This is a genomic window from Fulvivirga sp. M361 (assembly GCF_007097395.1).
Lineage (GTDB): Bacteria > Bacteroidota > Bacteroidia > Cytophagales > Cyclobacteriaceae > Fulvivirga.
In genome coordinates this window covers 23,144-44,360 of the sequence record NZ_VKDC01000056.1, presented here as the reverse complement: position 1 = coordinate 44,360, position 21,217 = coordinate 23,144, and the positions used below count along the sequence as shown (strand labels likewise).

The following is a 21,217-nucleotide window of genomic DNA, read 5'->3' as shown; positions in this document are numbered from 1 at the left end:
CACCACACCAGACACTGACCATAAAAGCCTCTATGATGGTCAATGGGCTATATCCTCTGTTTGATTTTGGTTCGGGCAACATATCTCCGCTTAAAAGATGCTCGCTGAACCCCATCTTATCCATTATTCTCCTTAAAAATGCCAAACCTGACCATGCCGTAACTTGCTGTCTACTAAAGCGTATCTCCCAATTCATACCAAAAGATACTCTATTGCTACGCATTAGAAAATCCTATTGCGTAATTTGGGATAATGCAGGTTAAAGATGTGAAGCTTAGGTTTTATTTCCCCATGTTTTCATAGGTTAGAAAAAGTCAGTCTAGCGACTTGAGATACACCAGTAAACGGATCAGATCAGCAGACTTTCCAAATTTCCACTGTATGGCAGCTACAATACTGTGTACGGCGAGAACTTCCCTGTCGATGGGCTTATTTTGCTTTAGGAACTGTTCAGTCGTTGCACGTTTTGCAGAGGTAAAGCCTTTGGCCTCATAACGATTCAATACATCAACGGCATTTTCTTCTGCGGTCTTTTCCCGGCTTACAGGTTCATAACCCAACTGGCGGACCATCGTTTCTGCCAACCCCCAGGTGGACCATGGGTTTTGCCCCGTTATCAGGTTCCCGTCCCATGCTACATTCTCGAGGTACATGTATCCTTCGTCAAAATCGGCGCCTTGTTCCTTTATCTTATCCTGGAGAAGAAAAGGGAAAATATCGGATGCATTCCGGATCAAAAACAACTCCTCATGATTGGTGAAACTGCTGATTTTCTTTTTTGCCAGTAATGGACTCCCATCGTCAAGTGTTACGTTGACCAATGCCGCCGGCCCATGGCATACCGCTCCGATCACTTTCCCTGACTGGTAATGTTCAAGCACCAATGACTGGATGTGAGTATCATTGGGAAAGTCAAACATAGCGCCTTTGCCACCAACGAAATAAACCCCCTGGTATTCTTTAGGGTCTACATGTTTCATGGCTATACTATTGTTTACCTTACGCTGTGCTTTAGGGTCGTTCAAAAAGGCATAGTCATACACGCCCATATCACCATCATCAATGATTACCGGTGGTTTACCTCCTTTGGGACTGACGATGTCTACCTCGAAACCATTGGCCTGAAAAACGTAATAAGCCCGTGACAGTTCTGTAAGCTCATAACCGGTCTTTTTGTTTTTATAGCCCATTGCGTCACAGCTCGTTACTATAGCCAGTAGCTTCCCCCTTGATGGGGACAGGCGGCCTGCGAGGTAGGGTAAGTCCTGTGGTAAGGTGCGTGCCATATCTTTACGGGGAATTTCCAGTGGAGGGACCAGGCTAATGAACCAAAATCCAAAGGCAACGATCAAAACGATCAGGCATGAGAATACAATTAAAGACCATTTGATAAAAACTTTCTTCTTTGACATAGTACTTGATTTTTTGGAACAAAATAGAAGCTACGTCCGGAAAAAGTCTTTCGAAATGATCATTTCGAAAGCGTAAAAGATCATTTCATGACCTTCATTCTGTAAACAGCAGGGGTAACACCCGTTTGCTTTTTAAAGGCCGTGTTAAAACTCGAAATACTATTAAAGCCTACCTCGAAAGCAATAGCGGCCACCGTATGGTTTTTGTGCCGGTCATCATGGAGCAGGCGCCTGGCTTCTTTTATCCTGTAATCATTGATAAAACCATTAAAATTCTTCCGGCTTTTTTGATTGATGATCATAGAAAGCGACTGTGTGCTGATATGGAGTCGTTCACTGAGCGATCTTAAACTGACATCCGGGTTTTTATAGTATTCCTCATTTTCAATGAGTTGAAGTACCTTTGAATAGATTTGTTCCTGCTGTTCATCAGGCACTGAGGTAGTCTTGTATTTGGTTTGTCCCACGGACTGGATATACCCCTTTTGTATGATGATAAAACTGGTAACATAGGCGACCAGGGAATATAATATTGGGCCTACCACATACGGAACTGTATCATCAAATAAATTCAACACGTAAGCAAACCAGATGACCAACATTCCATAAAACAACAGCTTTAATAAGTCATATATGTTTTTATTAAGTCCGGCTTTTCTTTGCCTGGAGATGTATGCATGGCTCACCAGCAGGTATAATAAATAGTGACTGTAGTAGGTAACAAACAACACAAAGAAAATAAGTATAGGTAGTGTCTCCGTATGCTCTTCCCTGACCCACAAACCAAAGGACATACCCAACATGGCCGGAATGAAATGAATAAGCTGCTTTTTTTTGGGCCGGAATGTAGGATCAGCACAGCTCAACACATAAAGGTAGTAAAGCGGACCGATAGCCATAAGTGTGCCGAGCCCGGTAAATACCAGCTTAATATCCAAAGCCGTAGCGAATTCCAGCAATACCGATTTACCGATCCGAAAAGAAAACACCACTAAAAGCAGGGCCAATAGTCTGTTGGACATCCGTTTTCCCTTAGAGTACGTCCATAAAAATAAGGCAAGGAATAACCCATGGACCACCCCCAGACCACTGATAATGATCAATACAATATCATTTGCCGGCATGTATGCAAAGTAACTAAAATATTCATGACGGTATCTTCCCTTTGACAGGCCCTTGTTATGGACAATAATGTGCAAGGCCCTCTTCATTTGTACAAAGAGGTTTTATGTACCACATACTTTGTAAACCTCCTCTGTACTTTCTTTTACAAAAGTTTTGTTTATACCACCACCGTAATAGTGTGGGAAAGTGTCTTTACCATTTCATTGGTGCAAAGCTTCAAACCGTTTAATATTTCTGAAAATTGGCTCAAAGAAGTCTGATTTGTTAAATTATCGGGTGCCTTCTGTCAAGAATTTGAGAAAGTGAAATTTCTGTTCGAAGTCAATGAGCCAGTCGGAATACAAGAAATTTAAGGATTGGTTTAACGAAACATATCATGATAAATTCGAAAGATTGTATCGTTATGCCTTTTATCCCGTTCGGTCTCCTACCTGGGACTCTGACAGCCGGGTGAAAGTTGATCACCGGGTCAATTTTTTAATTTCACTTTCTAAGGCTCTCAAAGGACGCTGTGAGAGACCTTGAAGACAAAATAATTCTATATATTTAAAGACTTCCTTACTCAACGTAAACTATGAAATACTTAACTATTTATCAGACCATCATAGGAGTCTTATTCCTTTCGCTATTGTCCTGCGAGTCCAGTTCTTCTCCCGGATTTAAAAATGCACTGACTTTTTACGTTTCTTTTGATAACGGCACTCAGGCAGACGTAGCACTGGGAGATGCCAGTATCTATACTGCTGATTCCAGGAAAAACTTAGATAGTGCTGAGGTAGGAATGACGAATACGGACCATGAAATTGTTAAGGGAAAAGGCCGGGTAGGTGATGCATTCCGGTTTGGGAAAAAGAGCAGTAAAGTCATTTTTTATAAAAGTAAGGGCAACATAGCCTATGATCCGCAAAACTGGTCAGGCACCGTTTCCTTTTGGCTAAGCCTTGACCCTTCCACAGACCTTGAGCCAGGTTTTACCGATCCGATACAAATTACGGATACCCGTTATGATGACGCCTCTATTTGGGTAGATTTCACCAAAGAAAACCCGCGTGACTTCAGATTGGGAATCATCGGTGACAAGGATGTATGGACGCTGGACACCTTGAATTCTCCGGTGGATGAGGAGTTAGAAAAACGATTTGTCAGAGTAAAAAAACCTCCTTTCACTAAAAACAGTTGGACGCATGTGCTCATCACTTATGATGGATTGGGCACAGCCCAAAGTTTAGCAAGTCTTTACCTGGATGGCAAAAAAATGGGGACTATAAAAGGGATAGATGACCCGTTTACATGGGAGCTCGAAAAATCAAATATTTATCTTGGCTTGAGTTTTATTGGGCTAATGGATGAATTGGCAATATTCAATACACCCTTGACGGATGATCAGGTGATGGAACTTTACCAATTAAAAGGGGGCATCAAATCTATGTTGTAATGCAGACTTTTCTCCAGTTCAGCCGCCCGTCAGGGATGCTGATATCTGAGCTAGGGCTAATCACTGGGTAAAATCTGACTTTTTAAGACTCTTGGGGCCTCTGTGAGAGTCTCTAAGGAGGACAAAAGAGTACAAATGATCATTACACTATTTATTGTAGGGCTCTCTCGAAAATTCCATTTTCAAGGTTTGTTTCTGGGTGCTGGTCACTGGGCCACTGGCAATACAGTGTACAATTTATTGATTATCATCATATTACAAATACACTTGGAAAATGATGTTGCTCAGTCGCTTATTGCAAATCAGACCGTGATAGAAGATAAAAACCTCGAAAATGGCATAATATCAATGATTTTGAGGTTCAAAACACCCAAACCTCCCATAAAAAGGTGCATTTAAACGTCAAAAACACACTTTTTGAGCTAAAACTATTTTTCATGAGTGGCCTATTGTACTTGATTTTCAGAAAACAGTACGCTGCGTTGATCAATTACCATCTTGTCACCGGTAATTTCCATCGTTCCCGAAAGGCGAATGTCTGTACTGGAAGCACCAATTTTTATTTCATATAAACCGGGTTCTATCACCCATTGACCGTTTTGATAATAAGCCAATTGTTCAGGAGATACTTCAATGGTTATGGTTTTGCTTTCCCCTTTTTTGAGCATGGTTTTGGCAAAGCCCTTTAGTTCTAGGGGCTCTAATTCCACTACTCCATATACGGTGGGAAGCATGGCGATATGGTTATGTCAGAAGCTCTAATTTAAAGCCAACTTTTTCAACCGTTTTTTCCACTTCTATGGGATTAAGATCATTTACCTCTACTGTCAGGATGCGATCCTCATGATCAAGGTCTACATTCCATTGATGAATGTCTTTTTGTTCATCTAACACGGGTTTGACTTTTGATAAACAACCTGTACAGTTAATGTTGGATTTAAATTTCAGTGTATGCATTTTAACTTATCTTATTTAGAAGCTTGTTTAAAGTATAGCCACATCAGCTGCCATTGGGCCTGGCAAAAACCATTGGATGCATGAATAGCCCTACTACATATAAACGATCATTAATTTAAACGATATATTGAAACTCAGCAAAGTAAGTTGAAACTTACAATTATCTGGCAGGCTTAAGTTGTGTTCTGTCGGACTTTAGTTCCATGAGGGGTTTGGTGATAAGTTTTACTTATAAGGGTTATTCTCAAGAAACTTAGTTGATCGTGGAATTGGTGAGGTCAAATGTTACACCTGGGTCCATACAGCACTCGGTAAAGCAATTTTCGCGATGGGTAAATGTAAGCTACTGAACTTCAACCATCAGTTTTTCACTTACTTCAAAACTCAGGGATATTTTTTTATTATCGTGTTGAATGACAAGGCTCTTATCAAAAGGTTCTGTTACTTCTATTGTTACTGTTGTTCCCAGACTCAAACCCCGATCATCTAAAAATGTTAAAAACTCTTTTGAGGACTGTCTTAATGCCGTCAACTTGACGTGATCACCGGTTTTACAGTCACTGAGACGCTTGTAGTGTTGCTGGATGATCTTTCCTTCTTTGTCAGGTATGGGCGAACCATGCGGGTCTTCGGTAGGGTAGTCCATCAATTCATTCATACGATCAAAAAAAGCGGGGGATTTAATATGTTCCACTTGTTCAGCTATCTCATGCACCTCGTCCCAGCCAAATCCCATTTTTTCTACCAGGAACATCTCGGTAAGCCTATGCTTACGTATAACGAGCGCTGCCGCTTTTCTGCCTTGGTCAGTTAATAGTAACGGCCTGTATTTTTCATATACCACTAACCCTTGCTCTTTCAGGTTTTTAACCATACTGTTAGCTGTAGGCTTACTTACATTTAGAACAGCGCTAAGCGCCGAGACACTTACCTCACCACTTTCTGATGATAACTGAAATAGCGCCTTCAAATAATTCTCCTCGGTGGGTGTAGCCATAATTAAAAGTTGACCCTAAAGATAAAAAGTATTCTAAATTTTATTTGTTAGATTAATCTAACTTGTTAATTTTGCTAACCTAATTATAGAATAAGACTTGTATTAATACTACATGCATGAATAAATGGATACAATTTGCATTAGGTAGTTTGATGCTCTGCATATCGACTACCTTAACGGCACATACAGGAAGCATTTCCGGAAAGGTCATTTCAAATGGTAAACCTCTTGAATATGCCACTGTTTCGATATCAAAGTCCTCGTTGGGAGATATTACAGATGAGTCCGGAGTGTTTAAAATTGAAGACGTACCTGTCGGTACTATCTCTTTAAAAGTAAGTTCCGTTGGTTATCGCACTCTCACTACATCACTGGATGTCCAGGCTGGTAGCGATAACACTGTTGAAATTACTTTAAAGGAAGATCTACTCAATCTGGAGGAGGTGGTAGTTAGTAGTACCCGGTATGAACTGGACCGAACAGAAGCCCCGGTGGTAGTGAATGTGCTGAGTAACAAGATTCTGGCGGCTACCCAGTCTATTGCGGTATCGGAAGGATTAAATTACCAACCAGGTGTCCGTGTGGAGACCAACTGTCAGAATTGTGGTTTTACCCAGGTGAGGCTCAATGGGCTGGAAGGCGCCTACTCCCAAATTTTAGTCAATAGCCGGGCTGTTTTTAGCGCTTTAAATAGTGTATATGGCCTGGACCAGATCCCTACTAATATTGTAGAAAAAGTGGAGGTGGTCCGAAGTGGGGGTTCGGCACTTTACGGATCCAATGCCATAGCCGGCACCATCAATATTATTACCAGGGAGCCTGTGGAAAATGCCTGGCAGATCGGCTCAAACTTTGCTGTCATCGATGGGGATGCAGTAGACCATACAGTCAATTTCAATGGTTCCATTGTAAGTGAAGACCTCAACAGCGGCGTTACTTTCTATGGGATGTTCAGGGACCGTGACAGCTATGATGCCAATGGGGACGGGTTCACAGAGCTGGTAAACCTTGAAAACAATGTGTTAGGGGCCAAAGCATTTTTGAAACCTACGGATAGAAGTAAGCTCTCGCTTGATTTCAGTTCCATCCAGGAATACCGCAGGGGAGGAGATCGTTTAGAGTTGGCCCCGCACTTCACAGATATTACCGAAGAACTGGACCATAATACAACCTTTGCAGGAATGACGTATGACTTCTGGTCAGAAAATCAGCATGATAAGTTTTCAGTCTATTCTTCTGCTCAAGTCACAAATCGAGGTAGTTTTTATGGTGGCTTAGGTGGAGGCAGAACTCCTGAAGACAGTTTGCTGGCCATCAATGCCTACGGTAATACAGACGATATCGCTATTGTGACGGGAGTACAATATACCAGAAGTATGGATAATAATGATGTTTTTACTTTTGGCATCGAAAATCAGTTTAATGATACAGAAGATGAAATAGCCGGCTACAATCGCCTGGTAGACCAACGTGTCAACACATTTGGTTTTTACGGTCAGTATGAATGGAAACCAACCACCCGCCTGACGGCACTTCTTGGAGCCAGATACGATGCAACCCATGTGGACGGAGAGTACCGGGTGGGAGAGATCGAACGCTCCTCCGACGTAAACCTGGGCGTTTTCAGCCCCAGGGTCACGCTACTTTATCAGTTAACGGATAACATGCAATTCCGCGGTGGTTATGCTCGTGGTTTCCGTGCGCCACAGGCCTTCAATGAAGACCTTCACATTTCTTCGGTAGGTGGAGAACCTCAGTTTGTCATCCTTTCTGATGGTCTTGACAAAGAGACATCCAATGCGTATACGGCCTCATTAAGCCTCACGCGTGATTTTGGGTTGACCCAAACTAACTTTCTTATAGAAGGTTTTTACACCCAATTGGTTGACCCTTTTGTGCAGGTAAGTACGGGGTCTGTACTGCCCAATGGCTCTATCCTGGAAGAAGTTAGAAATGGTTCCGGAGCTTCCGTTTCTGGTGTGAATTTCGAAACAGGTTTTTCACCTTCCAGGAAGTTTTCCTTCCAACTTGGAGGAACAGCCCAGCGGGCTTTATTCGATGAAGAACAGATATTGTTTGAACCGGAAGGTGAGCCGGACGGAGAATCCGTTGTAGTCGTTGATGAATTCACCAGGAACCCTAACCTATACGGGTATTTTACTTCTAACTGGAACGTTACCGAAGCATTCAGGTTCGATTTTACAGGAACTTACACCGGCGCTATGATCGTTCCTCGCGTAGTGAATGAATTGGGTTTCCTGGATCTGATTGAATCTGACCCTTTCCTGGATATGAATATTAAAGCTTCTTATCACTTTGATGTCAGGGAAAACTTTCACCTTGAGCTAAGTGGAGGTGTGAAAAATATATTTAATAGTTATCAGGATGATTTTGATTCAGGAGCTGGCAGAGATTCGGATTATATCTACGGTCCGGCTGCCCCTCGTTCTATTTTTGTGTCCGTAAAAATCGGTAATTTACATTGATGCACCATAATCCTTTTATTCTTAGAAGTTGCCTCTGTTTCCTGACGGTATTCCTTCTAATGTGTGTTAAGACGAGTGCGCAGGAGAAGGACGCGGTGCGCTGGCTTTCTTTTGATCAGCTGGATGATTCACTGGCAATACAACCTAAAAAGGTATTCATAGACTTTTACACAGAGTGGTGTACCTACTGTCGCAAAATGGATAAAGTGGTTTTTACCAAATCTGAAGTGATCGATCTGTTGAACAAAGAGTACTATGCCGTACGTATGGATGCTGAAAGGACAGATACAGTTTATTTTGACGGGCAACCATTTGTGAATGCACAGGCCGGGAAAAAACGAAATGCCATACATCAACTAGCTGAGGTACTGGCCCAACGCAATGGTCAGTTTGCACCACCTACCATGATTATTCTTGATGAAGCATTTAATGTAAAGAAACGTTATTTTGAATATATGGATAGTAAGAAATTACTAAGGGCGCTGCACTAATAATGATGGATTTTATACCACTTTGCCCTGATGCCGCCTTTAAGTTCGCCAATCTCAAAATCAGACATGAGCCAAATGGCTGTGTCTGGAAGTCTTTATGAGCATTACAATGATTTTTATGCCGGTAAAGACCACCGGTACGAATTACCTTCGTGTATAACGGAGTTGAAGATAATGAACGTCCTGATGAAGAGGAGCATTGCGACTTACATTGTGTAAATAGTACCAACGCGATGTTACTTACTGTCAGTAAAAATGAACGACAGGCATGCATTAGTGCAGCATGTGGTACCCGCTTGAAGATTGATTGACCACCGGATGGGAATTTCTACCCGTCAACCCAAACATTTCATACATCTGTGAGTGTGAAGGGTGTTTTAGTTTGAGACAAATCCTATTTCTTTTTAACTTTCGGTCATAAAAAAATGGCATTCTGATCGATAACTTAGCATTGCCATTACGGTAAATCCTGATGTATTTTTCAGGATTCTTGCACCTTACATTTTGATAATGAGAAACTTAAATAGGTTGTGCTTATGATGGCATTACTACACTACTCATGACGTTTAGGGTGGTAATTTATCTTCTACTCGGGGTGCTTACAACAACTACATTTAGCGCTTCTGGTGTTGAAATTCCAATTTCCGACTCCTTAGAAGGCCCCAATTCAATTAGCCGGGGGACAGTTAACCCGGTCTTGCTTGATCATTCGACAGAACTCTATTGCCTGAATGATCAAGCACTTTTCTTACCTGTCTATGAAAAACATATTACAGCACAGGATGCATGGGAAACAAAAGATCGTTTTTTATCCTGGGAAAATGTATCTATCACGCGTGATGAGAAAGAAGTCTGGGTCTGTTTTTCTATTAAGAACAATACCGACCGCCCCAATACTTTTTACCTGAATGGTAAAATGACTGATTACGTAGAACTTTATCAAATTCTTAATGGTCAACCAGAACGGGTCACTTCATCGGGCTATTTGATGCCTTTTGATGATCGCCCCGTGTTGGATTGGGGCTTAATTATACGTCATTCCATTCCGGCCGGATCCACGCAAAAGTATTTGTATAGATTAAAGTCAGTCACCAAAAATTCACGCCATCTAATGGATTATGCCCTGCCCGACTGTATCAAACTCTATATGCAGTCAGGGTATGAAAATACATATAAACTACGCAGGCGTTTAACTTATTTCTTTCTGGGTGTGATCTTCGTTATGTTTGTTTATAACCTTTGTATTTCGTTCATTACACTTTATCGAGAGTACTTTCTGTTTTCTCTCTACAATATTGCCACTGTCCTGACTTGTCTTTTCCTTACAGATGCTCATCTGGAGACGAGGTTATTACAGACAGAAGATTGGATTCGAAACGTACAGTATATATGCTTTTCAGGTATCTTTCTTTGTTACTTGTTATTTTCCCTCAAATGCCTCGACCTCAAAATCAATATGCCTGTAATATACAGGGTTTTGAAATGGGTCCCCTGGGCGTATTTGATCATCTTCGTATGCCTTGTTTTATCTTACTATACAATTAGCCTCTACCTCACAATTGTGATCGGTACTCTCTCTTTTCTGATCACCTGGTATTGTTCTATGCGGTTATCTGTCAGTATACCCAGTGCTCGTTTTCTTTTAATAGCGAATTTTATTATTTGTACAATAGGCTTTTTCTATGTGGCCAATCTCATGGGATGGGTTTCAACCAATGTGATGATCCATACTGGCTATACGCTTCAGATGATAGAAGTGGTTGTTTTTTCATTTGCCGTGGCCTATAAATTAAGAGTTTCAAAACGGGCTATGCACCAGGTGAGGTATCAAAATGAAATGCAGAAAGAAAAGCTTAATATGGAAGAAGCCATACGTAAACAACTTGAGAAAGATGTCAATCAAAAAGCGCGATCACTTACGACAACTTCCATTCAACTACTTAATTTCAATGATAAGCTTACGGAGGTTATTGATAAAATAAAGATGGACGTTCGTACTGGAAACAACCCCTGGGAATATGTCATCAGAGAGCTGGATAATCTGAAGCAACCCGAGAACTATTGGAAAGGTATCAAGATACATTTTGAGAATGTACATCCGGACTTTTTCTCAAAACTAGAACGCAATTTTCCTCATCTCACCTCAAACGATCATAAGCTATTGGCCTTCTTAAAAATGAAGCTGTCAAATAAAGAAATCGCAATTATTCTAAATGTCTCCAGACGTGCGGTTGAGCAAGCGAAACGAAGAGTAAAGAAAAAGCTTGGCATGGATCCGGACAACATGGATATCGTTGGATTTGCAGAAAACGCTTCGATCCAATCGGAGGTATGAAACGATAAAAACGAATTCTTATTACTTAAGCCCACTTTTAAAATGCCTTATTCTGGGTTGGAAATGATGTTGTCGTAATTCTGTAGGGTATCTACATATGGCTAAAGGGTTGCTGAATCTCACTTTCCCTCGTTATGTTTGAGCCGATTAATCATTTTCAATAAGGCATGATCCGGGTTTAAACTACAAAATACAAATGCCCCAGCGTTTGATATTTTTCAGAGCAATATAAATATGAAACGAAATACAAGTATAAAAAAATCAGACACCTACATACTATCCCGTCATCATCAGGAGGAATCCTCTATCGACGTTTCCGTAAACGGAAATTTACTCATCAAAGAGCAGGCTGGGTATCAAATATGGATTTACCACTTGGAATAAGTGTTTTTGAATGGCTACCCATATAGCCCGAAGTCGGGATGGTGGGATTAATAAAATTTTAGGCTTACAAGGTTTTACAGTAGTCCGGGACTGATCTCTCTGTTATCGAAAATAGCTCATGTGATCCTTTCTTTAAGGCATCAACATTAATTTACCTAAAGAAAACAATTGAAAATCTAATCTGGATGAACAGAAATAGAAAACGTAGTATCCGTTATTTTATACTTTGTTGCTTTTTTTTACTGACCTTACTCATGTGGGTTTTCAAAGAAGAAATATCAAAACGCATTACGTTATTACCAAGACACTTTCGCTCTGCATTACCCTTATAGTCAGTGTTTTGAAATGAATTTATCCTCTTTTTTTAATCAAAAAAGACTTTTTCAGTGCTATAAGATCATGTATAACTTTTAGGATAACTTCAATTTGTATGCATTTTATTTAGTAGTTTGACATTATCAACTTCCTGACAAAGCCCGGGTATTAAAGATATTTGCCGAATTTGCAATGGTAGGATAATTTCATGTCGTTTTTCTTTACATTGAATGCATATCAACAATGAAAAAGTTCAGGAATAGTAAATGTCACTCAAACACCTATATACAATAAAGACGTATTCTATGCTTGTAGTGAAGAAAATGCCAAAAGAAATGAGTGAATATCTGATGAAAAGGGTGAGTATGTTTTTATACTTACTAATTGCTTCAAGTCTGTCTGCATCGGGTCAGATAGATACTTCCCGGATGGTTTCCTTTTTTATGCATGTGGAAAGTGAAACCTTGAGCAACTATAAAATTGTAGCTTTTACACTCAAAACCCCGGAAGGTTCTGATATAGATTGGCAGTCGGGTTGGATCCGGCCATTACAACAGGATTCGGATACCAGGTACCTGATCAAGGCAGATGTGCCTGCCGAGATTTCAACAAGTATAGATGAACTGGAGTGTACGGGGATAGCCAAGAATTCCTATAGCATGTGGAACTGGTTAAGGGCAAAAGATAAAAGAACGTTGAAAATCCCCTATGGAGGGGTAGACCTGAGCGTGATCAAGCTTGAAATCAGGTCAGATCCTAAGGGTGCAGAAGTGTACATGGTGCCTATTCGGGTATGGGATAAACTTTTCAGCGATACCAAGCTGGAGCGAAGTATTGAAGATATGGAACTCTACAAGGTAAATACTTCTGTTACGGATACGTTTGTGCGTATTGATCAAACGGTTTTTAAGATTATTTTTCATGCAAACGGCAGGTTTAAAACGATTACCCATCGACCGCTACCCCAATCGGTAGAGCCTGTGCAGTCCGTAAGTGTACAATTCTAAATGAAAGAACTAGGCAATGTATTTTCAGGTATTTCGGCAACTTTTGCCTTAATACCAGGGATGACCATACTGATTACCAAGCTGGGAGTTCCTCCCGGAGCTTCACAGGTGGTTTTTGGAGCCTCTATAGAGTCCGTATGTGCACTGACCCTTTTGATGTTATGGGTCAATAAACAAAAGATCAAGCGATTACCCTCCCAACGAATTACAAAATATGCCGTTATCCTGGGGATCACTTTTGTACTCATGTTTGTTTCATACCTTTTCCTTTATGGTTATTATGTCGAAGAGATCCCACATACTGCTGATCTTCTCTTTCCAATTTGGCCGAATGGGGAGTTGCAAGAAGGCCTCCAAATGCATGGCAGTCATATGAAATTGGTAGAAGCATGGGGACGGGATGATGTATATAAAGTGATCCAAAGCTCTTCCTCCCTGACCATACAGCTTACTGTTATCCTTTTTTTGCTGAACTACATGGGAATATTTATGTCTTTGACAATGGGTTTTGGGATTTTGGGAATTAAGATCGCTTCAGCAACAAAAAAAAAGCCACAATAGATTATGGATTAGGTGCCAATTCTTAAAAACATTGTGCTTTAAGAAGCCTTGATGGATTAAGATGTTCTAAGGACACGGTCAACAGGTAAGTTTAATTCCTTTTTCAATATAGCCGGACGGTACTCTTACATTATTACACATGCTACTTTGTGGTTCACTTATAAGTGTTCAGTTTTTGCTTAAAAAATCTCCCGCTACCCGAAGGTGTAAATTTGTTATCAATGTACAGTCTGGGTGACCATTGGCTGTCAAACACCCAAACAATATAGGAGATGTTACGCCGGTCGCTGTAATCAGTAATGGCGATACCATAGGATTCGTCGCTTATGACAGGAACATGTGCTCCCGGGTCATTTGGGCCACAATAACCCATTTCAGTGAGTATTAATGGATAGTTTTCTTTAACAAAACCCCAATCTGCCGTCCATTTTTCTTCCCAGGGTTTTTCCCTTTTTTGCGGGTAGGGATGGCTCACATAAGCTATTCCTTCTGCTTCAATCGGCTTGTATTTGACGGGAGTAAGGTCGTAAGCCCAGTTGAACCCTGCTACCAATGGAATGCCCTCCCCACCATTGGCCCTAACCACAATAATGATTTCTTCCATTATGGTTTTCCACTCATTCCATGATAAACGACCAAACCTGTTTTCATTCGTAGTTGGCTCATTGAACAGCTCATAAAAAGCAACGATTGGATTCTTACCATATCGTTCGACTATTATTTTCCAAAAATTAAATGTTTCGTTTTTATCTGTGTAATACATATCTGACAGATATAGTCCGGTTTTTAGGTTACCTATACTATGCCAATCGATAATGACATACAGTCCATATTCCTCTGCCCATTTTATGCCATCGTCTAATAGGGCCAAATAATTTTCCTTCCCTCTTTCTCTCCAGGCTTTCGGATGTACGGGAAACCTGACGATGTTGGCCCCCCAGTTCTTTAGTTCGGCAAAATATCGCTTATTCCATTTCTTCTCAGTTTCAAGCTTATCCGGGTCACTGGAACTGTAGCCTCTAAAAACGATTACCTGTCCCGACTCATCTACAAATTCATTGCCACGGACTTCGATTTTTGAAATTGTTTCCTGGGCCCATAGTAATGTTTGACTAAATAGTAACAGGCAAATAAATAAACACTTTTTAAAGAAATTCATGGTTTGAGAATTAAGCTTGCTGCAGGTTCTGCGGTTGAAATATTACCTTCGAAAATTCGAATTCAACAGATTCAAGAGGCAAATGTCCATCATTATTGTAAGATCCCAAACGTTGGTTGCCTGTAATAAATTCAACAAGCTAAGATTTTCCAGGTTCTGGCTTTATCTATTTAACCCCTCTTAATCCGTTAATGATGCCCTTTTTAAGGCTTTATCTAAATTTAGGTCCCTTAGAAGTAGAAATTTCAAAATACGAGTAATCTAGTTTTAACTTATGGGTGTTATACTATATGAATTGGTATTCTATTAAATTCTTTTCTCAGATAAATCGATCATCCCATTATTAAAGATTAACCAATTTAAACTTAGGATTAAAGGTGTCCTAACAATTTATGATGGCAAATAATAATCACAGGAAAAGATCGCCCCTCCGGAAGAGGTACAAAAGGAGCTTGGTCCGGATAAAGCCCTGATTGAGTACTTCCTGGATGGTAAATCCTTGTTCGTTTTTACCCTGACCCACCAAGAACTTTGGTTAGACACCCTTTCACTTACTGATTCTTTGGACAGCAGATTAAACACCTTTCAAAACCAACTCCAGGCCCCACCGGATCCGGACATGCTGGATGTGTTGGCTTATAATGAGTTGGCAACAGAACTGTATCGCCTCTTATTAGAAAAGCCACTTTCGAATTTGCCCGCTGATATTCAGTCGCTGGTCATCGTACCGGATGGTAAACTGGCACAACTTAACTTTGGTACGCTTGTGAAGCCAGGACCTTCGAACGAAACTGTCAGCAGGTTCTCTCAACTACCGTATGTCATCAAGGATTATGACCTGCATTACGCAGCTTCTGCCAACCTGTGGGTGGAGTCCATCAAACAGACATCAGAAGCTAATAACCATGCGCGTTATGCCTTCGGAGGGTTTGCTCCTGCCTATGATTCCTTACCTGGTAAAGAAGAACGCTGGCCTGACATGCTGGCCAGCCTGGTCCGTGCGGGAGAGGTGCAACTTCCCGGTGCTGAAAAAGAGGTTCAGGAGATCGCTGAGATCATGGATGGAGATGCCTGGCTGGGGGCAGAGGCCACAGCGAGCAGGTTTCGGGAAAAGGCCCCGGAATATTCCGTCGTCCAACTGACTATGCATGCCCTGCTGGACGATCAGGAATCATTGAATTCGTGTCTGGTATTCTCTCCTTCCACAGAAACAAGAACAGAACGTGACACAACTGGCTCAAACAATTCGAAAACGGATTATTTACTCTACGCATCTGATATTTACAGCATGCAATTACCCAACCGGATGGCTGTGCTGAGTGCTTGCAATACGGGTAGGGGACAGATCAAAAAAGGAGAAGGGGTTATGAGCTTGTCTCGCGCCTTTATGTATGCAGGATGTCCTACGCAAACCATCAGCCTGTGGAATGTATCGGATTTGGCCTCCTCCACCATTATGGTTCAGTTTTACGAATACCTCGCCGATGGTCTGTCCGTAGATGCGTCACTCAGAAATGCACAACTTCATTACCTTAACAACAGTGGCCATCCGGTGTACTCTCATCCATATTACTGGGCTTCTTTTATTACCATTGGAGACAGTAGTCCAATTGCGTTTCGGGAAAGTAGAGCGATAACTGTGATAGCTTTTGGACTCGGATTGCTTTTGGTGATGGGCATAGGTATTGTTCTTTATAAGAAACAGATGAAAAAATGACAGGGAAGGAAAAGAGGGTATTGGGGGGTGTTTGCTATTACTTGAAAGTCTTCAAAACAGGAAAAAACTCTATTACGAGTTAAGCTGGGGCATTGCTTCAGAAGCTGACGAGTATAATGACATTCCTTTAGATGGATTCGAAGTGGTTAGTAAAATTAACCGTGTACCACAGATTTTGAAAGCATCAATTACTATTGTCTAGGAAGATTCTGAAGATAACTTATTTGAAAAGAGATCTGTTGACCTCCTTGACCTCCTCAATACGGAAATTGTCGAAGGATTACCCGGGAGTGGTAATTAGGAGTAGGAAGTTTATTAATACGGCAGATAAAAATCGAAAAAGGTCAGAGGAGGTCAAGAGTTATTCATTTATCAAGTTTTTACGCAAAATATTTGACAGTATAATAAGTTTTATAAAATAGATAACTAACACTGAGAATATAAAATGAAATGGTATGGGTTAAGAGGAAGTGTAATAACTTCTATGTGGTTAAAAATGAGTATGCAGGCTGCTAAAGCGTCCTAAAAAAGACTCGTAATGTATTACGTTTACCTGATAGCGATTGGATAAATCAAATTGTTGAAGGTAAGTAAGCACAGGTTAGTCCAGCATTACTTAAGCTTTATATTCTTCTGGAGTTTCCTCGGGGATAATACTTTGTATTCATACCCCCTGCAGGTAGGTATACAGACTGATCCGCGGGTATTAGAAAGGGTGATTGTACCATTGGAAATATGAAGTACCGTAAATGACTCTCCGGTAGCGATCTTGCATACTATTTCACCTTGCTCAAAGGTTTTGGCTGTTTTTTTCATATAGAAAGATTTTTTTAGAGCATGTTTAAATTTTGAGTTTTGAGCAAGCCTGCGCCCGGAATGCCGGCCCAGCGGCCAATTTTGAGAATTTCAAACATGCTCCTACTTAAAATTTTATAATGAAGTCTTGTTTTAGCTCACGGTGCGGCATTACCCATGCAGGAGTTTCCGGACCTTTTATGTAATTAGAAGTTCTGCTTTAATGAAAATTGTTGAAAACCAGCATCATGTCATTTAGACGCAATAAACCTTCCTGGCTTGAAAGTGGTATGAAATTACAAGTATAGCCCCTCTATAGGCGGTGGTACTGCTGTCAGTAGAAAAATACGGAAAGTGGGATTTTCATTTAGTGGCTGAAAAGATGCCCTGTTTAAAGGATAGACTGACATTTCCGTCTTTTATGGAAAATTTAATACGGTTAGCAAAGTTTGCACCACGCTCGTTCACCATTTCCAGAATGTATTGATGCCACTGTTGAAGTTTGTCTTCATCATTATTGAACTCGGACGCCAGGCGATAACGACTATTTAGTTGGTATTCAAACGTTTGTTCTTTCTTCCATGTGCCAAAACCTGCCTGTTGGAACAGTGAGTAAAAAGTACGTTCCTTAACAAAATGCCGATCACGGGTCATGGAATCATAACCGGCTAACTCGTCTTTTTTCCGCATCAGATTTCCAAAAAAAGTGACTGTTGTTTCATCTAAAATAGTCTGCCATAAGTAAAAGGTTCCGCCCGGTTTTAAAATACGGTACATCTCTGATACGGCAATACTTTGCTCCGCAGAGGGAAGCTCATGCAAAATCATCTTACCTATGATCGTGTCAAAATAATGTTTTGGGAAAGGAGTATCGGTCATTGGGCAATTAAAAAAGCGAAAATACTTCTCTCTAATATCTTCATCGGTCAATTTTCTGATTGCTTCCCTGGCCCTATCTAGTTGTACAGTGCTTTTTTCCAACAGAGAGTAGTAAATGTTAGCCCCGGAGTTTCGTTTAAAAATGGCTTGGGTAACCGCACCGTATCCAGCGCCAACGTCTAGAATATACTGCCCTTCTTGAGGATGGACAATCTCTTCCATCTTTGAAAACATCTCCTCAGAAAAGCTGGTAATCTTTTCATAGGTCACAATTCGCTTATCATATGCATTTTCCATATTGGTTTTTTTGGTCTTACTCTTAAGAAATTGTCCATGATTTGTTTAATAGTTTTTACCTGGTCATGGTTTCTTTGGGCATGACAGGCCTTATCTCTGTTTGATCCCATAAACTTGTTATCAAGTGTGTGTTTTGAATGTGTGGTTATGGGAATTAACTTTCGTTATTGATTTTTTGACTTTACAAAGCCGGTGTTATAAGTGAGCGTTATTAAGTAGTTGATACCCTTTTGCGGTGTACGGAAAGCTTGAGTGATGCCATCAGCACTTCTTATACCCGGGTGGAAATATTCTTTGTCCAATAAATTGTTCACCACAAGCTGTACATCCAGACCAGGCAGGAGTTTTCGGTAGGTAATGGCCCCATTTAAGACCATGTAGGCATCGAATTGGTCATTTTCTTGCGGATTATGCGGCACAGTCGTGCCTTCACCAACCTTCCTTGCTCCAACGTAATTCATTCTTAGGTTGAGGTTAATTTTTTGGGAAAAGAGTGCATTGATACCAAGATTAAAGCGGTGACTGGAAATATCCCCTACTTTTGTCTTAGATGAATTGATCCGTTTTTTAGCACGATCAAGCTTGTAATCCCAGGGCTGGGTATAATTGTAGTTGGCATAAAGATCGCAATGGAGTAGATGTGAGCTACCTAACTGGTAAGAAAATGCGGATTGAAGGCCAAAAACTTCCCGTTCTCCTATATTTTGGTTTTGACCTGTTGAACCAACCTGTACTTGACCAATCACATTACTATACACCGAATGATAACCCGTAGCATCTATCTGAATACCTGCTTTTTGATAACTGACACCGAACTCAAAATTTTTAACCCGCTCAGGTTGGAGATCAGGATTGGGTAATAAACGTGTAGGTGCAGTTGAGTACTTGTCACGAACAGAGGCAACCTGATAGGCAGTAGCATAAATTCCTTTCAACACAAAAGCTTCTTCTTTCATTGGGGTGATAACAAGCGCTATGCGTGGATTGAAGACCGGTGCATAAGCAAGTTGATCCCGTACCTGATTGTAGTCTAGCCTACCTCCCAAAGTAAGCCTGACTATGTCTCCAAAATTATTGGTTAGTTGCACATATGTACCCAAATTGCGTTGTACAAAATAGTTGATACTATCCTCTCTATTGGATTTTGATTTTTTAAATGTTTTTAAATCGGAAGTATCCGCGGGAATCCGATTGTAATCACCCTGGATTGTACTATTCTTTACCTCCAATCCACCCACAATCTGTAGTGCTTTGGAAGCTGAGTAATTAAACCTGAACTCATTTCTGAACTGGGCAGATTTTTGGTAAAAAAAAGCAATGTCCCAATAAGGGTTCACTTGTTCTATTAAACTACTAAGATTCAGTGAACCATTTCGGTAGTTTCTGAGGCTAATGATATTGGATTTGTCATTGACCTTAGTGATTCGGTATTGGGCAACGTTGCTAATGGAAATGTCATCATTCAAGTCCTTTTCATAGTTGATGTAGAGTATGGATTGTCGCGGTTGCCAGACACTGATATTCTTATCTCTATTGGCCGGAGGGCGAGCATTATCAGTGCCATAGTTGGTAGAGCCATGCCAGCTTTTCCAGTTTTGGTAACCCATTAAGAAGTCACCTGTTTTTAGTTTTACATTCAGGTATAAATGTTCAAGAAGATTGTTGTACTCTAAATTCTGGTTGGCGATAAACGCACTATCAAGCCGGGAAGCCGCTTCAGCTCCTGCCCGTGTCAGCGTGATGGAATCCTGATGAGTGGATACTGTGTAAAACTTCTGATCTTCCGCACCATTTTTTCTTACAAAATCTGCCACTTCTTCAAGATCATTTAAGTTTAGACCCTGGTACTGGTCAGGGGTGTAGTCATCTGCAGCATAATTGTAATCAGGATATCCGGATAAGTCATGCTCGTCAGAAAAGTACCCCCTAACCGTTGCCGATAGAAAAATAGACTTTCTCTTTGTATTAAGGCCTGCTTCTACGAAACGAGTGCGGTTGCTCCCAGACCCAACTTCTGTAAAGAGTGACGTAGGAGACTCATCGGTAAGCCCTTCAAAAGGATCCTTGGTGATGACATTGACAACTCCTAAAAAGGCATTGGCCCCATACATGGTAGAAGCCGGTCCATAAACAATTTCTACTCGCTCTACATTGTTAGTGGGGTATTGTCTCGCCCAGTATGGAAAGCTTCCCCAGAAGTCGTTCTCCTCCATGTCATCCAGCAGGAAAAGAGTCCGGTCGGTATTATTGGAGCGATACCCCCTCTGATAAATGTTAGAGTAAGTTGCTCCGTAGGTTCGCGAGACATCAAAACCCGGAAGGTCATTAAAAAGTGCTTCCAGATCAATGTAGCCTCGGTTACGAATATCCTCTGACGTAATGACCATAACGGTAGCAGGTGCTTTGGAAAGTTTCTCACTGCTTTTGGATACGGAGGTTACCCGGTTAGAAGATAAGTTGTTTTTAAGTTGGGTAACCATTGTGGTCAGCTCAGGGTCATCCTCAAAACCAGGTTCAAAATCCGGAACCATTTCCAACAATTGCAAAATTACTTTTTCTGCATCTTTATAATGATCCATGGCCAGGTAGGAGTTAGCCACTATTCGGTGAATCGCCTTTAGGGATCGCCTATCCAATCCTTTTTGCTCAAGACAAGGTACTAATAACTCAATGGAAGATTCAAAACGCCCTTCTTCATAATGTTGTAATGCCTTGTGGATCGTTTCTTCACCACAAACCTGTTGGGCTTCCAGTGAGGTAATTAACAGGCACCATAATATGTTAAAGAGGATTACCCGGGGAGACCCGAAAAACCGTTTAATCCACTTAACCAGGAAAGTTATATGATTTTTTTTCATAGAGCGC

The 21,217-nt window shown here is 40.9% G+C and carries 17 protein-coding genes; 7 read left to right on the top strand and 10 right to left on the bottom strand.

Annotated elements, in window-relative coordinates:
- The 3 genes from FNH22_RS30290 to FNH22_RS30280 form a co-directional block, all read right to left on the bottom strand.
- On the bottom strand, window positions 1-223 hold a 223-nt coding region (locus FNH22_RS30290), incomplete at its 3' end, for a hypothetical protein (protein ID WP_221420383.1).
- 91 nt (window positions 224-314) lie between these two features.
- The gene (locus FNH22_RS30285; protein ID WP_143402289.1) at window positions 315-1,412 is read right to left on the bottom strand and encodes a type 1 glutamine amidotransferase domain-containing protein; all 1,098 of its coding nucleotides are present in this window, start codon (window positions 1,410-1,412) and stop codon (window positions 315-317) included.
- A gap of 80 nt (window positions 1,413-1,492) precedes the next feature.
- On the bottom strand, window positions 1,493-2,623 hold the full coding sequence (locus FNH22_RS30280) for an AraC family transcriptional regulator (protein WP_143402288.1): 1,131 nt from the start codon (window positions 2,621-2,623) through the stop codon (window positions 1,493-1,495).
- 488 nt (window positions 2,624-3,111) lie between these two features.
- Here FNH22_RS30280 and FNH22_RS30275 point away from each other — a divergent pair, with 488 nt between their 5' ends.
- Window positions 3,112-3,972 carry a LamG-like jellyroll fold domain-containing protein gene (locus FNH22_RS30275; RefSeq protein ID WP_143402287.1) on the top strand — a complete coding sequence of 287 codons (861 nt, stop codon included), beginning with the start codon at window positions 3,112-3,114 and terminating at the stop codon, window positions 3,970-3,972.
- Between the two features lie 446 nt (window positions 3,973-4,418).
- Here the strand turns inward: FNH22_RS30275 and FNH22_RS30270 are convergent, their stop codons facing one another.
- From FNH22_RS30270 to FNH22_RS30260, 3 genes are all read right to left on the bottom strand, one after another.
- On the bottom strand, window positions 4,419-4,706 hold the full coding sequence (locus tag FNH22_RS30270; RefSeq protein ID WP_143402286.1) for a fibronectin type III-like domain-contianing protein: 288 nt from the start codon (window positions 4,704-4,706) through the stop codon (window positions 4,419-4,421).
- 10 nt (window positions 4,707-4,716) lie between these two features.
- The gene (locus tag FNH22_RS30265) at window positions 4,717-4,929 is read right to left on the bottom strand and encodes a heavy-metal-associated domain-containing protein (protein WP_143402285.1); all 213 of its coding nucleotides are present in this window, start codon (window positions 4,927-4,929) and stop codon (window positions 4,717-4,719) included.
- A gap of 343 nt (window positions 4,930-5,272) precedes the next feature.
- On the bottom strand, window positions 5,273-5,926 hold the full coding sequence (locus FNH22_RS30260; RefSeq protein ID WP_143402284.1) for a metal-dependent transcriptional regulator: 654 nt from the start codon (window positions 5,924-5,926) through the stop codon (window positions 5,273-5,275).
- 116 nt (window positions 5,927-6,042) lie between these two features.
- Here FNH22_RS30260 and FNH22_RS30255 point away from each other — a divergent pair, with 116 nt between their 5' ends.
- The 5 genes from FNH22_RS30255 (at window position 6,043) to FNH22_RS30235 (ending at window position 13,505) form a co-directional block, all read left to right on the top strand.
- Window positions 6,043-8,412 (top strand): TonB-dependent receptor, encoded by a 2,370-nt coding sequence (locus FNH22_RS30255; RefSeq protein ID WP_255518193.1) that lies wholly within the window; start codon window positions 6,043-6,045, stop codon window positions 8,410-8,412.
- A 59-nt stretch (window positions 8,413-8,471) separates the two neighbouring features.
- Entirely contained in the window at window positions 8,472-8,903 is a 432-nt protein-coding gene (locus FNH22_RS30250) for a thioredoxin fold domain-containing protein (RefSeq protein ID WP_143402283.1), read from the top strand.
- Between the two features lie 595 nt (window positions 8,904-9,498).
- Window positions 9,499-11,238, top strand: a complete 1,740-nt coding sequence (locus tag FNH22_RS30245) for a 7TM diverse intracellular signaling domain-containing protein (RefSeq protein WP_185154505.1) — start codon at window positions 9,499-9,501, stop codon at window positions 11,236-11,238.
- 1,004 nt (window positions 11,239-12,242) lie between these two features.
- Window positions 12,243-12,944, top strand: coding sequence for a hypothetical protein (locus tag FNH22_RS30240; RefSeq protein ID WP_143402281.1), 702 nt, complete (start codon window positions 12,243-12,245; stop codon window positions 12,942-12,944).
- Window positions 12,945-13,505 (top strand): hypothetical protein, encoded by a 561-nt coding sequence (locus tag FNH22_RS30235; RefSeq protein ID WP_143402280.1) that lies wholly within the window; start codon window positions 12,945-12,947, stop codon window positions 13,503-13,505. It begins immediately after the preceding gene.
- A 154-nt stretch (window positions 13,506-13,659) separates the two neighbouring features.
- Here FNH22_RS30235 and FNH22_RS30230 read toward each other — a convergent pair whose 3' ends face one another.
- Entirely contained in the window at window positions 13,660-14,664 is a 1,005-nt protein-coding gene (locus tag FNH22_RS30230) for a glycoside hydrolase family 5 protein (protein WP_143402279.1), read from the bottom strand.
- 562 nt (window positions 14,665-15,226) lie between these two features.
- Here FNH22_RS30230 and FNH22_RS30225 point away from each other — a divergent pair.
- Window positions 15,227-16,381, top strand: a complete 1,155-nt coding sequence (locus tag FNH22_RS30225) for a CHAT domain-containing protein (RefSeq protein WP_143402278.1) — start codon at window positions 15,227-15,229, stop codon at window positions 16,379-16,381.
- Between the two features lie 612 nt (window positions 16,382-16,993).
- On the opposite strand, the gene FNH22_RS30220 is transcribed toward FNH22_RS30225, so the two are convergent.
- From FNH22_RS30220 to FNH22_RS30210, 3 genes are all read right to left on the bottom strand, one after another.
- Window positions 16,994-17,197: a hypothetical protein gene (locus tag FNH22_RS30220; protein ID WP_143402277.1), complete on the bottom strand. Its 204-nt coding sequence runs from the start codon at window positions 17,195-17,197 to the stop codon at window positions 16,994-16,996.
- Between the two features lie 342 nt (window positions 17,198-17,539).
- Window positions 17,540-18,352 carry a class I SAM-dependent methyltransferase gene (locus tag FNH22_RS30215; protein WP_143402276.1) on the bottom strand — a complete coding sequence of 271 codons (813 nt, stop codon included), beginning with the start codon at window positions 18,350-18,352 and terminating at the stop codon, window positions 17,540-17,542.
- Window positions 18,353-18,516: 164 nt separating this feature from the next.
- Window positions 18,517-21,210 (bottom strand): TonB-dependent siderophore receptor, encoded by a 2,694-nt coding sequence (locus FNH22_RS30210; RefSeq protein WP_185154504.1) that lies wholly within the window; start codon window positions 21,208-21,210, stop codon window positions 18,517-18,519.
- Window positions 21,211-21,217 lie beyond the last annotated feature (7 nt).

Excerpts from the sequence above, each read along its gene's own strand:
- FNH22_RS30260 (WP_143402284.1), bottom strand. The coding sequence starts at position 5,926 with ATGGCTACACCCACCGAGGAGAATTATTTGAAGGCGCTATTTCAGTTA.
- FNH22_RS30270 (WP_143402286.1), bottom strand. The coding sequence starts at position 4,706 with ATGCTTCCCACCGTATATGGAGTAGTGGAATTAGAGCCCCTAGAACTA.
- FNH22_RS30255 (WP_255518193.1), top strand. The coding sequence starts at position 6,043 with ATGAATAAATGGATACAATTTGCATTAGGTAGTTTGATGCTCTGCATA.
- FNH22_RS30265 (WP_143402285.1), bottom strand. The coding sequence starts at position 4,929 with ATGCATACACTGAAATTTAAATCCAACATTAACTGTACAGGTTGTTTA.
- FNH22_RS30275 (WP_143402287.1), top strand. The coding sequence starts at position 3,112 with ATGAAATACTTAACTATTTATCAGACCATCATAGGAGTCTTATTCCTT.
- FNH22_RS30220 (WP_143402277.1), bottom strand. The coding sequence starts at position 17,197 with ATGAAAAAAACAGCCAAAACCTTTGAGCAAGGTGAAATAGTATGCAAG.
- FNH22_RS30215 (WP_143402276.1), bottom strand. The coding sequence starts at position 18,352 with ATGGAAAATGCATATGATAAGCGAATTGTGACCTATGAAAAGATTACC.
- FNH22_RS30240 (WP_143402281.1), top strand. The coding sequence starts at position 12,243 with ATGCTTGTAGTGAAGAAAATGCCAAAAGAAATGAGTGAATATCTGATG.
- FNH22_RS30210 (WP_185154504.1), bottom strand. The coding sequence starts at position 21,210 with ATGAAAAAAAATCATATAACTTTCCTGGTTAAGTGGATTAAACGGTTT.
- FNH22_RS30250 (WP_143402283.1), top strand. The coding sequence starts at position 8,472 with ATGTGTGTTAAGACGAGTGCGCAGGAGAAGGACGCGGTGCGCTGGCTT.
- FNH22_RS30235 (WP_143402280.1), top strand. The coding sequence starts at position 12,945 with ATGAAAGAACTAGGCAATGTATTTTCAGGTATTTCGGCAACTTTTGCC.
- FNH22_RS30280 (WP_143402288.1), bottom strand. The coding sequence starts at position 2,623 with ATGAAGAGGGCCTTGCACATTATTGTCCATAACAAGGGCCTGTCAAAG.
- FNH22_RS30285 (WP_143402289.1), bottom strand. The coding sequence starts at position 1,412 with ATGTCAAAGAAGAAAGTTTTTATCAAATGGTCTTTAATTGTATTCTCA.
- FNH22_RS30230 (WP_143402279.1), bottom strand. The coding sequence starts at position 14,664 with ATGAATTTCTTTAAAAAGTGTTTATTTATTTGCCTGTTACTATTTAGT.